11 protein-coding genes and 1 tRNA gene are annotated in these 13,493 nt (G+C 45.2%); 2 read left to right on the forward strand and 10 right to left on the reverse strand.

Translation table 11 applies throughout. From position 1 onward, the window contains the following. Positions 1-4 precede the first annotated feature (4 nt). Positions 5-844 (reverse strand): YjjW family glycine radical enzyme activase, encoded by an 840-nt coding sequence (locus GKG43_RS07190; protein WP_050641791.1) that lies wholly within the window; start codon positions 842-844, stop codon positions 5-7. After that, positions 844-2,355 (reverse strand): YjjI family glycine radical enzyme, encoded by a 1,512-nt coding sequence (locus GKG43_RS07195; RefSeq protein WP_050641792.1) that lies wholly within the window; start codon positions 2,353-2,355, stop codon positions 844-846. The genes GKG43_RS07190 and GKG43_RS07195 overlap by 1 nt, the downstream gene beginning before the upstream one ends. A 140-nt stretch (positions 2,356-2,495) precedes the next feature. Between GKG43_RS07195 and GKG43_RS07200 the strand changes: the two genes are divergently transcribed. Together GKG43_RS07200 and GKG43_RS07205 are read left to right on the forward strand one after the other, a co-directional pair. Next, complete coding sequence (locus tag GKG43_RS07200) at positions 2,496-3,197, forward strand: Crp/Fnr family transcriptional regulator (RefSeq protein WP_050641793.1); 702 nt, start codon at positions 2,496-2,498, stop codon at positions 3,195-3,197. Positions 3,198-3,285: 88 nt separating this feature from the next. Further along, positions 3,286-3,359: transfer RNA gene (locus GKG43_RS07205), tRNA-Arg, on the forward strand. Between the two features lie 42 nt (positions 3,360-3,401). On the opposite strand, the gene GKG43_RS07210 is transcribed toward GKG43_RS07205, so the two are convergent. From GKG43_RS07210 to GKG43_RS07245, 8 genes are all read right to left on the reverse strand, one after another. Then, positions 3,402-5,645, reverse strand: a complete 2,244-nt coding sequence (locus GKG43_RS07210; protein ID WP_050641794.1) for a diguanylate cyclase — start codon at positions 5,643-5,645, stop codon at positions 3,402-3,404. A gap of 20 nt (positions 5,646-5,665) precedes the next feature. Further along, a complete protein-coding gene (gene trpS / locus GKG43_RS07215) occupies positions 5,666-6,751 on the reverse strand; it encodes a tryptophan--tRNA ligase (RefSeq protein ID WP_050641795.1) in 1,086 nt (361 codons plus the stop codon). A 356-nt stretch (positions 6,752-7,107) separates the two neighbouring features. Then, the gene (locus GKG43_RS07220; protein WP_050641796.1) at positions 7,108-7,788 is read right to left on the reverse strand and encodes a phosphatase PAP2 family protein; all 681 of its coding nucleotides are present in this window, start codon (positions 7,786-7,788) and stop codon (positions 7,108-7,110) included. A gap of 156 nt (positions 7,789-7,944) precedes the next feature. Next, positions 7,945-8,769, reverse strand: coding sequence for a glycerophosphodiester phosphodiesterase family protein (locus tag GKG43_RS07225; protein ID WP_055149918.1), 825 nt, complete (start codon positions 8,767-8,769; stop codon positions 7,945-7,947). A gap of 15 nt (positions 8,770-8,784) precedes the next feature. After that, complete coding sequence (locus tag GKG43_RS07230) at positions 8,785-9,705, reverse strand: diacylglycerol kinase family protein (protein ID WP_055149915.1); 921 nt, start codon at positions 9,703-9,705, stop codon at positions 8,785-8,787. A gap of 73 nt (positions 9,706-9,778) precedes the next feature. Further along, complete coding sequence (locus GKG43_RS07235; protein WP_050641799.1) at positions 9,779-10,381, reverse strand: TetR/AcrR family transcriptional regulator; 603 nt, start codon at positions 10,379-10,381, stop codon at positions 9,779-9,781. Positions 10,382-10,624: 243 nt separating this feature from the next. After that, on the reverse strand, positions 10,625-12,397 hold the full coding sequence (mutY, locus tag GKG43_RS07240; RefSeq protein WP_050641800.1) for an A/G-specific adenine glycosylase: 1,773 nt from the start codon (positions 12,395-12,397) through the stop codon (positions 10,625-10,627). 365 nt (positions 12,398-12,762) lie between these two features. Continuing rightward, positions 12,763-13,488 (reverse strand): amino acid ABC transporter ATP-binding protein, encoded by a 726-nt coding sequence (locus tag GKG43_RS07245; protein ID WP_154253273.1) that lies wholly within the window; start codon positions 13,486-13,488, stop codon positions 12,763-12,765. Between the last annotated feature and the right edge of the window lie 5 nt (positions 13,489-13,493).

A 13,493-nucleotide genomic window follows, 5' to 3' on the forward strand; every position in this document is an offset into this window, starting at 1 on the left:
AATATCAGATTATTACAATATCATGAAACCCATTTCTTAACGCGATCTCTTTATAGTACTGCATCTCCGAAGGATCGGGAGATCTCAGTTCTTCCCTGTAAGGTGCACGAACCCCAAACGGCCTATATGCTATAAGCTTATATCGGATATCTCGTCTCTTTAAATATGGTCTTAACAAGTTTGTGATCCTATCCACCGTATCTTCATTTGGCAGGTACTCCGGTACGATTACCGTACGAATTTCTTCCAGCTTTTCATGTTTTGCTAAAAATACTGCATTTTTTAAAACCATTTTATTATCCGTTCCCGTCAGCTTAATATGAGCATCCGGGTCAAATGCTTTTATATCCAGCATCACACCATCGCAAACCTGTAAAAGCTTCTCATCCTGAGTATAATCATAACTGCCATTACTGTCTGCCAATGTAGTAAGTCCCTGTTCTTTTGCCAGCTTAAACAACTCAACGATAAAATCTCTCTGCAGGGAACACTCCCCTCCTGATGTTGTTATTCCCCGGATAAAAGGTATATCACCTCTTATTTCCTCCATTATCTGCCTTGCGGTATAATTCTTTGTTCTTGGCGATGACAGATGCGGACAAACACGGACACAGGTATCACACTCACAACAAAGCATTTCATTCCACTGCACAGTTCCACTCTCCAAACGCAATGCTCCGGCAGGGCAATGTTCTATACAGAGTCCACATCCTATACATTTTGCTATAGTTTCCGGATTATGACAGTAAACACATTTATAGTTACACCCTTGAATGAATATCGCAACCCTGTTCCCCGGCCCATCCACCACACTGCTATGTATGATTTTATTCACAACAGCCATTATAAATTTCGCACCTTTCTCTCATAAATCTTACTGTTTTTCACCTCATAGTATCCCCACATAGCGTTTGCCTGCGGAACAGCAATTCCTGCATCCAATTTTGCAACGTCTGATTTTTTTACCAGATACCCGGTAATTCGTATCACATCGCTGTCAGATGAATAGGTAGAAAAGTATCTCATTCCCTGAGAGAATCCTCCTTTTATCATATCCAGGATTGCATCAGGATTTCTCTGTGCTGTAGCATCAAACGGAAAGATATCCCCGACACCCGACGTGAAGTAAGGATGCACCCTGCCGCAATGTTTAAGATGTTCATGCAGCGGAAGTTCAGAACCAATTGCAATCCTTGCTCCTGGGCTGATATCATAATCACTGTCAATCCCTACTTGTGCATGCATTGTAAAATGATGATCTGTGCAGTCACAATATTTGCTTTTAAAAGAATTCACACATTCTTTCATTTTTTCCAATATATTAACCGCCAACTGATCTGCATATTCACTGTAACCATACTTATCTGACCGCCCTTCCTTCTCCATCAGTATGTTGACGCATTCATTCATTCCCACAACACCAAACATACCTGTAAAATTTTCTACTTTTAAAAATCCTTCTTTTACAAGAAAATTAGATTTAAAGAAATGGCTCTTTTCCACTAAAAACTCAATTTTTTGTTCAATATATTCACATAATACCTTCACTGCATGCGGCAACAATTCACTTACAAAATGTTCACTATCCTTGGCCCTCTCTGACAGTCTGCTGAGAACAATTCGTGATAAAGTATAGGAGCCCCCGGAAACAGGAAGTGCATTATAGCAGCTTGCAATACCATATGGCACATCATATAATTTACTATACTCCTTATGATTTGCAAAACTTGGTTTTGCACAATTCAACGCACAAATCACACATTTTTCTGCAAAATCATCAGGCGTTATATCAGAATCATAGAGCAATGTAATAGATGGAATTGCATTTTTCAGTTCGGTTTCAATTTCGATGATCATTTCACCCGCTCTGGTAGCTTCGGGACCCAGATTCATATGGCAATAGGAATCTGGAATCGAGCGGTCTAAAAAAATCAAAAAACTTCTGATCAGGTCATATGCATGCTCGTCATCCATAAACGGTTCCAAAAGTTTATCAACAGACCCTAAATACACCGGATAATGCGTAACAGACGGAATATGACGGTAAAACATTTCCAGTGTCTGGATCGCATCAAACAAACATTTTGGAGGGTCCAGCCTCAGAAACTTACATCCCTCCCGCATTAATTTTTCATAGTCAGGAAGTGCATATCTGGGTTGATACGTAACATTTCCTTCTGTCATAGTACACAGACATCCTGCCTCGTAAAGCTCGCGAAACTCTTTTGTGGTTTCAAAAAACTCCACATAGTTTAAAGGAATTGCGGATAAGTTTATCATAGCCTGCTCATGTGTGAGAGCTCCATTCGTAATCACTGATTCAACATCCTTTTTTAGATTCGTAATATTTAACATATTCTTTCCTCCTCCAATATTAAAATACTAATGTGAGGCCGGTTCATTTTACTGGTTGCGCCTTATCTGAAAATATGATATCATTACAGACACTTTAAAAAAATGCCATCTGTCACCTTTTTGGTAGAAAGGAACAAAAAATGTCGGTGAATTTCCGAAAAATTATTCAGTATGTTACATCTCCAGAGTATCGCTATCCACTAAGTAAAGAATTTATAGAAATATTAGACAATGAACATTTAAAAATTGACTATGCAGATAAAAACGATCTGCTTATTTCGAACGAAATGCCATCAAATAATATCTACCTTCTTCTAGATGGTTATTGTTGTACGGAAAAATACAGTCCTTCCGGTAAAATGTTGAAATCTATTGCCGCAGGGCCTATACAAATCTATGGACTTTTTGAAGCCGTACATCCCACGCTTACAAAACATACGGCAACCATACGCTGTATTACTTCCTGTGCCTATATCCGTATTACAAACCAAAAATACATAGATGAACTATTAGCAGATCCTATATTCGGATGGATAAATATCCAATATCTCTCTTCTTTCATTAATCAGGTTTTAACGGAAAATGACGGCTTACTTTTAAACAATACCAGGGATAAACTTTTACTCCAGCTTTATCAATATTGTCCAAATTCACACTTTCCAGTCATTGTTAAAACAAAAAAAGAAAACCTGGCACAAATATTAAATATAAGCCTCCGTACGCTTTACCGGCAATTAGATGCTCTTTATAAAGAGGGCCTGCTATCTTCAAAAAAGGGGAAAATTTTAATTACAGAAGAACAATATTATAAAATTCAGACAATTCTCAGCGAGTTCTTTTGATCAATCTATTTTTATTTCATAAACCTATTGACAAGCCCGTGTTTTTATTATATACTAATATCTGCTGTGAACGAAATAGTTTCAGTATGTGCGCGTAGCTCAGCTGGATAGAGCGTCTGGCTACGGACCAGAAGGTCGGGAGTTCGAATCTTCTCGCGCACGCTAAAAAACCTGGAAGCATCTGCTTTCAGGTTTTTTATTATTCTAATTTCTTTTTACAGAAGCATTCCTTTCCTCTAAGAATACTTCTTCAAACTCCGCTGGCGGAACTGCCTTACTAAAATAGTATCCCTGTATCAGGTCTATCCCAATCTCTTTTGCAACGTTATAATCTTCTACCGTCTTCACACCTTCCAGGCAGACTGTTTTTCCAACGTCATGGCATAGCTCTGTGATTGAGCGGATAAATGTGGCTGTAAACAAGTCTGTCGTCAACCCGTTTACAAATCCCTTGTCTATTTTTACGATATCTGCAGGCGTGTTTTTCAGCTCGAACAGGGAAGAATACCCCATCCCAAAGTCATCCATTGCGGTTTGAATCCCTTTTTCCTGCAGTCTTCCCATGATATCATGTACAATGCTATCCTGCTCAATCAGGTAAGTTTCCGTAACTTCCAGGGTAATATTTTCATATGGTACATGAAAAGAATCCAGAGTTCCAAGCACAAAGGACTCAAAATCCTCCTCCAGCATCTGGGGATACGAAAGATTGATACTCATTCGAAAATCCGGCTTCCGCTTAATCCATTCACTACACTGACGGACTGCCTCTGTAAATACCCATTTTCCGGCCTTGATTATCAGTCCGCTCTGCTCCAGGATCCGTATAAACTCTGACGGCGGTACATCGCCGAAAGCAGTACACTGCCATCTTGCAAGCGCTTCCGCCCCACTCAGCTGTTTTGTCCCGGAGACAATCTGGGGCTGGTAATTCAGAGAAAACCCGGTGAAGCCTCTCTCGATACTTTCTCTGAGAAGTTCCGTCATTTCAAGCTTTCTCCCTCTGCTCTCCAGGATCTCCTTCGTAAATACGGTAAGCCGGTTTTTCCCTTTTAGTTTCGAACATTCCAGTGAATAATTTGCGTACTGCAGAAGTTCCTGATAGTCATCCGAATCCTCCGGATAGGAAGCATAACCAGCAGACATCGTGCAGTAATATTTGCGCCCTTTATAGTCCTGAATCTTTTGGAAATGACTCTGGATCCGGCTGAATACCTCCATGGCATCCTCCTTGCTTCCATTCAGAAACAGGACTGCAAATTCATCTCCATCCATCCGGTACACTCTCGCATTGGATGGAAGGAATTCGACAATCTTCTGTGCCGTTATTTTTAGGACAGCGTCCCCAAAAGAGCGGTTATTTAAGTCATTGATATTGCGGAAACCATCCATATCCAGAAGCATAATTCCAAGATACTCGGTTTCCTCCAGATCTACCATATATTTTTTTGCATCACCCTCGAATTCGAACCGGTTATAAAGACCCGTCATATGGTCAGTCTTATGATTGCGCCCCAAATTGGTAATCATTCCCGCAAACAGATTCGGTTCCCCTCTCTCGTCCCTGATCATCCTGCCGCGGCAGCGAAGCCAGATCCATTCTCCCCTGGCATTTTTGGCGCGGTATTCGATATCATGGGACTCCATCCGTCCGTCTGCGATCTCCTGATTGCTCTCCAGAAAGTGACGTTCATCATAAGGGTGTATCTTCCCGCCCCAAAACGCAGCAGCATTCTCCACCACTTCCCCTGGAAGCCCGAATTCCCTGACCATAGCAGGCGGATAACGAAATACTCCGGTTTTCATGTTTCCGACAAATATATAATCGTCTGTACTTTCCATAAGTGCATCATAAAGATGCTCCTTGTCATATATAAACTCCCGGACTCCGGAATCATTCTGCTGCTCCAGCCTCTGCTTCGCACGCAGTATATGATAATTCCTCTTCTGTATATACATTTTGCAGTCCGCTTTTTCAAGAAGGTCTTCAACCATATAGTATTCTTCCGGATAGATTTCTACAAGACCATAGGAAAAAGACGTTTCGTACATTAATTTTCTGGAATTCTTTTTTTCATTAAGATATGCCAGGATCCTCTGCATGCGCTTTTCTGCATTCTTTTCATTTTCATCATAAAATGCCATAGCAAATTCGTCCCCGCTCAGCCGGAAAAGAACATCGTTTTCTTTCAGTTCCCGGGACATGGACATCGCAACGTATCGTAGCATATTGTCACCTTCACGGTGCCCGTGTCTGTCATTGATCTGTTTCAGGTCATTCACATCACACAGTGCCACGACCAGTATCCTGCTCTCAGTTCTTGCCTTTTCAAGCAAACTTATCAGACGTTCCCTGCCCGCCCTGCGGTTCAATACCTTTGTCAGATCATCATAGTTGGCACGCGCCCAAAGGCTCTTATACTCTTCAGAGTTCTTTATATCCTGCATATTAGGACCCCTTCGCTTCGTTACTCCCTGAACTTCTCTGCCTGTGCATTGATCAGCTCCAGGTCTTCAAAGTAATTAATCTTCATCGCCTCTTTCACATCACGCAAAGTATCGGCAGCCACGCTCTCAGCCTTCTCACTTCCCTTTTTCAGAATCTCATATACGTATGGGATATCTTTCTGGTATTCTTTTCTTCTGTTTCTGATAGGCTCCAGTTCCGCCTGAAGGACTGCGTTCAGGAAACGCTTCACCTTCATATCTCCAAGCCCGCCCCTCTGGTAATGTGCTTTAAGTTCATCCAAATCCGTATAGTCCGGCAGAAATTCCTCAAAATATTCCGGCCTGCAGAAGGCATCCAGATACGTAAACACCGTATTGCCCTCCAGCTTACCCGGATCTTCTATTTTAATATGCGTGGGATCCGTAAACATACTAAATACCTTCTGTTTGATTGAATCCGGCTCCTCAGAGAGATAAATGCAGTTATTCAAAGACTTGCTCATCTTTGCCTTTCCGTCCGTACCCGGAAGCCTCAGGCACGCCGTATTGTCGGGAAGAAGAATATCGGGCTCCACGAGCGTATCGCCATAGACCGAATTAAACTTTCTTACAATCTCCTTTGTCTGTTCCAGCATCGGAAGCTGATCCTCTCCAACCGGAACTGTGGTTGCCTTAAACGCTGTAATATCAGCGGCCTGGCTGATCGGATAAGTAAAGAAACCGACTGGTATGCTTGCCTCAAAATTCCGCATCTGAATCTCGGATTTTACCGTAGGATTACGCTGCAGACGCGAAACCGTAACCAGGTTCATATAATAAAAAGATAATTCGCATAATTCCGGTATCTGTGACTGGATAAACAGCGTTGACTTCTCCGGATCCAGCCCGCATGCCAGATAATCCAGCGCCACCTCTATAATATTCTGACGTACCTTCTCCGGATTGTCCGCGTTATCCGTCAGTGCCTGCGCATCCGCTATCATAATAAATATATCGTCATACTCGCCTGCATTCTGCAGTTCCACTCTTCGCTTCAATGAACCGACATAGTGTCCCACATGCAGCCTCCCGGTCGGTCTGTCCCCTGTTAACATTATCTTGCCCATGTCTAATCTCATTCCTCCTAATTCTTTTCATATTCAAGTACGCCAGGCGTCATTGCGGCGCTACGCGCTTCTTCCCGGCTAATCTTTTCACATTATAACACTACAGCCAATGGTTTGGCTATAGATATAGTGATTCCGGCTGGTTTTTTTAGTCCCTGCCAGGGCAGGCCGCAGAACCTGCTGCCATCGCTGCGGCTTAACCTCTGAATACTGAAAAAATTTCACCCGGATCAGAGATTCCAGAAGCCATTTTGAAAAGTCCGGATGACTTTTCCGCAGTCCTCTTAATTTTCCAAAGTGTGCTTTGGGAAATACTCTCTGTTTCGGATGAAATAATCTAAAATATGCTGTGAATACTATTTGCCCCAGGTGGCAATCTGATTCGAAAGCTTGGGCGCTTTTTTGCGGCTTGACTCATAGACAAACTGGTAAATGGTATAAGCCATGATAAAAGCTGCCATTACGTCTATGATCGAATGCTGCTTAAGGAACATTGTTGCGAGTATAATCAGGGCCGCCAGGGTATAGGCACTCCAGCTTATCACCTTATGCTTCTGCAGCGCCTTGCTGTTATAGATGGCTATACAGGCCCCCAGAGAGTTATATACATGAAGGCTTGGCAGAACATTGGTCGGAGTATCTGCCTTGTAAAGCATCTTTACCATATCCACAAAAACATTATCCCTGGCAAAGTACATAGGACGCAGATTCAGGCCGTTCGGAACTAACGTGGATATAATCAGAAAAATCGTCATTCCAGCAAACATCAGCTTTGCCAGCTTGTAGAAGCCGTCCACATCTGTAAAAAAGAAGTATAAAAATGTGGCTGCTATGAATACAAACCACAGCAGGTATGGCACAATAAAGTATTCTACAAACGGTATCTTATTATCAATTACGGAATGTATAACATGATAGCCTGATGTTACATGCTTCTCAAGATACATGAACCAGGGCATGTAAATCAGGATATAGCTGAACACCCAGGCATGCTTATATTTCTTAATAAAATTCGTGGCTTTCGTCCTAAAGTCCATACCGAACGCTCCTTTTTTTAATGCATATTCTCTAGCTGCCCCGATTATAGCACGAATCACATGCCACAACAATAATGTTCATAAAACCTTAACAAAATCTTTTGATTTTACGGGCCTTTGCAGCTTAATTGTTACTAATTTATTACTAACGAACCTTCACTTTTTACCAGACGGCCTTATCCCCTCAAATATATACATATCATATTGCTTTACCGCCTGTTCCATGGCTTGGGAGGTACGAAGCGTCCATACCGCCACCGGTGTAAACAGAAGGCTGTGGAGCACCAGGAGGCTGACGTTCTGGCTGTCCTTTAATTTGTAGGAAATGAAATCCGGCCTGGTGATGCAGTTACTTAACAAATATTTTACGCAGAAACGCAGTATATAATGCGGCGAATGGTCACTTTTCACCAAATTAGACGATAACTGGCCCCTCAGAATATCCTTCCGGTGTTTTTTCAGCCAGCAAAGCACCAGGCAGTTAAAGGACTGAATCAGATAAGGCCCGGTGTATCCGCGCAGCTGCTCTTCCAGATGCACACAAATATCCGTGTTCTGCGTGGGAAGCTTTACCTCGATCAGCAGAGGGACACGCCCCTTAATATAGGACAGGACGGAGGAAAAAAGGGGAATCTTTTCGGAAGTTCCGCTGAGATAGCATTGCTGCAGCTCCTCATATGACATTTCTTCTATTCTGCCTTCTTTCCCGCAGACGCGCTTCAAGGTATCATCGTGAAAAACAACCAGACGGCCGTCTTTTGTCAGATGAACGTCCAGCTCTATCCCATACCCTTCTTTTACAGCCTCCTTAAAGGCTGCCATGGAATTCTCCGGTATCCCTTTCTCAACGCAATGAAGCCCTCTGTGGGCCCACTTTTGGCCCATAAAGAGCTTCATTTGTTTCCGCTTCGTCATACGCGGCATAATCATAAACAGATAAACAGCTGCTGTTCCAACTGCAGCCAGAACCAGTACATACATAACCTGCTCCTTCTTTCACGCTGTGATCACCCTGATTTGTTCTTCCAGTACCTCCGCCGTTATCTGATCTCTCAGGAATACGGGTTCCCCGTCTGTATGTACGGCAAGCGGACGTTCTGTTTTTATCACGGCCTTTTTGCACCTAAAAACATGAATTCCAGGAAAATGCACATGCCATCCCTTATATGCCGTGGGCAGGAGCAAAAGGACAGCCAGCCTGGGAAGCCCCGATATTACAATCACATCCAGCAGGCCGTCATTCCCGGCCGCATCCGGGCAGAAACAAAAACCGCCGCCCTCGTATGGCTGGTTCATGGCAGCCGCAAAGTATACCTTCGAAAACTTTTTTATCTCCTGTCCATCCAGAGTAATCTCTGCCTGAACCGGCTTGTCATGGAACAGCCTGTTCAGGGCAATTCCCACATATGTCAGTTTGCCCAGTTTCAGATGGTTTAACAGGACTTTCAGCCTGGATACGGCCGCCTGATGGCAGATTGCCGCATCAAACCCAATTCCCGTACTCACCGCAAACCGCCGTTCTTTCCCTGCGCGGGTTAAAAGCCCCACATCCATGGACTGAATCCTGCCGGGCTTCAGAATCATATCCAGCGCCCCAAGCGGATCTGTGGGAAGCTTCATCCCTCTGGCAAAATCGTTGCTGGAACCTGTGGGGATATAGCCCAGGACCGTCTTCCCAAGGTCGGCGATTCCGTTCAGCACTTCATTCACGGTTCCGTCTCCCCCCAGCACGACCAGGGTATGTTCCTCTCCGTCCCCGGTGATACTGCCGGTAATTTTAGTTGCATGACCGGGGGAATCCGTACGAAAGCTCTCATATTCAACCTGTCTTTTTTTCAGTTCCGGCTCTATGATATCCCATATCAAGCCTCCCATACCGGAACGGGAATTCGGATTCACTATAAAGCTGTATCTCATACTGCTGCCTCCATTTCTGGGGATGAGTTTTTTTCAATTCACGGCCGGTATTTTCAAAGGGTACGGCCGCATCTTATAAAATCGTACTGTCCAGGTATTTACCAAGTGAGCGGCGCATATTGCCTTCAAAATCGGCATCCCCTCCGCGGAGACACCATTCAAATACATTGCCGATTACAATCATACGGATGTCAGTTGTAAACTCTTCAATGCTGACATTCAGTCTGACAATTCCTTCCTGCATGGCTTTCTCAACATAGGTCTGCACGGTCACAATGGGATAGGGTCTCTCTGCGCGGCTGGCAGGATTCAGCGCCTGATTTTTCGTATCGTAGTATCCAGAGATAAACTCAACGCCAAGTTCCCTGCAGTAATTCACATAATTCAGATACACATGGATGATGGCAATCTTCGCTTCCTCCGCATTTCTGGGCAGATCGAGCAGATCAGGGTTGATGCTGGGCTGATCCTCTATATAATAAGACAGCAGATCATCTTTTGTTTTAAAATGATGGTAAAAGCTTCCGTTTGACACACCTGCTTCTTCACAGATATTTTTAATAGAAAGCTCTTCGTACCCATTCTTTTGGAGAATCCGCTTTGCAGCGCGGAAGATCCGTTCTTTTGTTTCTTTTGATTTCTGCTGCTGCCTGGACAGCTCTGTCTTGTCACCCATAAATGTACACTCCTTTTATCCCGCTTGTTATAAAGTGAGTATACCATAAATCCGCCCGGGATTCAAGAAAACAGAGCGGACTCTAAAACAACTCTGCAATATACGTTACTGTGCACACCCTACGGGCGTGCACAGTAACGGCATCTGCCCATTTAAAGTCGCCTACGGCGAGGGGTGCTATGCGCCAGTGGCGCATGTTTAGCACGGACCGAAGCGGAGCAAAGACCAGATGCCCCGAGACCATCACTTTATCGGCTCCGATGCCGTGCAGCGAGGTGCACGGCACGGTCTGAACAGTAACCGATATACCTCAAAAGCAGAAGGAATCGGGTATTTATCTTCAATCTCTTCTCTGCGGACAAACAGCATATCCGCGCTGCAGTTTTTCTCCAGCCCGTCCACTTTAATCTCATATCCCGTCATATGCCACTCTACATGGCTGAATATATGTTTCGCGCTCTGTACCTTTTTTATATGCAGCGGAGACAGCCCGATGGAGTTGCAGTACTGTATCACTTCTTTTCTGTCCAGGTGCCCCTCCAGATTAGGAAGTTCATACAGGCCGGCCAGAAGCCCCTTTGGCGGGCGTTTTTTAATCGCAAGCGTGTCCCCGTCCAAAAGGATCAGAACCGTTCTCTTCTCGATCCGTCTGGCCTTTGCCTTGGACCTGACTGGCAGTTCCGTCTCAATGCCAAGCTTTCTGGCCTTACAAAGCCCGGACAGGGGACACTCCGTACATTTAGGCTCACCGTTCGGCACACAGACAATGGCTCCCAGCTCAATCAGTCCCTGGTTAAAATCCGACGGCGCATCGGCAGGAATCACTTCCTCGATCTCCTCCTCAATGCGCGCCCGGACACCCGCTTTCATAATATCGTCATCCCGCGCCATAAGCCTTGCCGCCACCCGCAGGACATTCCCGTCCACCGCAGGCTTCGGAATTCCAAATGCAAAAGAGCCGACCGCTCCTGCCGTGTAGCTCCCGATTCCCGTCAGCGAACGGATTCCCTCATATGTATCCGGAAACTCCCCTCCATATTCCTCCATAATCTGACGGGCCGCCTTCTGCATATTCCGTACCCGGTTGTAATAGCCAAGCCCCTCCCACAGTTTCATAAGCCGGTCTTCCTCCGCCTCAGCCAGGTCCTTCACCGTAGGCAGCTCCCTTAAAAATCTTTCGAAATAGGGCTTCACAGCCTCCACCCTCGTCTGCTGGAGCATAATCTCAGATATCCAGACCCGGTATGCGCTGATATCATGCCGCCAGGGCAGATCCCGTTTATGTTCCCGGTACCAGCGCACAAGGGGAACCACCGCCTCTTTCAGCTCCGGACTCCCCAGCACCACCGGCACCGCCTCATCCATGACAATACGATCCGCCGTCACTTTACAGTCCCGCGCCAAGATATGCACGCCCGCCGCCTTGGCCCTGCGCAGCGCTTCTCCAAAGGCAGGATGGGTATCCATATTCGGGGTAAAATAGCGGATCCCCTTCATCTGGATCACAAACAAAACATAAGCCTCATATCCATCCTTTACAGCCTTACATAGCTCTTCCACATGCTTAACCGCCCGCTCGCTCGGTGCATCTGGAAATCGCGCCACGCCATCCTCTTCCAGCGTAACCCCCTTCACCTCTACAAAACACTTACGCCCGTCTGCCTCAACATAGAGATCAAACCTCGAGTTCCCATAAGTAGTCTCCGCCCTGACAAACGGAGACTCCCCAAACAAATTACCGGCTTCGATCCATTCCTGAGCCACTCTGTTCGGAATCTGAGAATCCATATTCACCATCCTGTCCCCTTTTTCCACAGCAATTAAATCCCACTTCGTCTTCCGCTCCGGCTTAAGGCTCTCCTGCACATAAATAACAGCCCCCGCCTTGAGAAGCTCCGCGCACCGCCCCGTATTCTTCACATGAATCGTCTCTCTTCGCCCCGCAACCAGAGCATACGCAATAAACCGATTCGGCCGCTCCAAAAACACAGCCTTTTCTATTCGTTCATACTTCATACACAAAAACCTCTTTCATCACCAATACCTATTAGACTACCACAGAACCCCCTAAAAAGAAACAAAATAATAGTTGGAGATTATTGGCTGCCTAAGAAGAGTTGTAACAGTTCAGACTGGCCTGAACTGTTACGAAGAGTTTACTGCGAAAAAACCGCATTTTATGGGAGAAAATTGATTCCGAATCAATTTCCCGGAGCGTATTCACTTAGAAAGCATCAGCTTTCTAAGTGAATACGCTCCGTCCCATAAAATGCGGTTTTTTTGCAGTTAGCTCTTCTTAAGCGAAGCGGCCGGTTTCCAAAAACAGCATAAGCATCCCCCGCCGCTGTCGGTGCGTCCCGCTTCCATCAGGCGTCCCCTGCCTACAAAATCTTCGAAAGAAACTCCCGAAGCCGAGGTTCCTCCGGATTATTAAAGAATTCCTCCGGAGGCCCCTGTTCTTTTATTTTCCCTTCATCCATAAATATAACCCGGGTCGCCACTTCCCGTGCAAATCCCATCTCATGTGTCACAACCACCATAGTCATTCCATCATGGGCAAGCTTTTTCATTAGCTCCAGAACTTCCCCCACCATCTCAGGATCCAGGGCGGAAGTCGGTTCATCAAAAAGCATGACATCCGGATTCATTGCCAGAGAACGGATAATTGCAATACGCTGCTTCTGACCGCCTGACAGCTGGGAAGGATAGGCATGTGCCTTTTCCTCCAGCCCAACCAGCTTCAGAAGTTCCATCGCCCGCTTTTCGGCATCGGCTTTACTCTTCTTCAAAAGCTTAATCGGTGCAAGCGTGATATTTTCCATAATCGTCTTGTGCGGGAATAGATTGAAATGCTGGAACACCATGCCCATCTTCTGGCGATGGCGGTCGATATTCGTTTCCTTGCTTGTAATGTCTGTTCCTTCAAAATATATGTGCCCCTTCGTCGGAGTCTCAAGAAGGTTCAAGGATCGGAGGAACGTTGATTTACCAGAGCCTGACGGTCCGACAATTACAACAACTTCGCCTTTACGGATTTCTTCCGTTACCCCATCCAGTGCATGAAGCCTGTTATTAAATACTTTATGAAGGTCTTCTACCTTAATCAATACTT

The sequence above is a fragment of the Eubacterium sp. BIOML-A2 genome (genome assembly GCF_009680135.1).
Taxonomy (GTDB): Bacteria; Bacillota; Clostridia; order Lachnospirales; family Lachnospiraceae; genus Faecalicatena; species Faecalicatena contortus_B.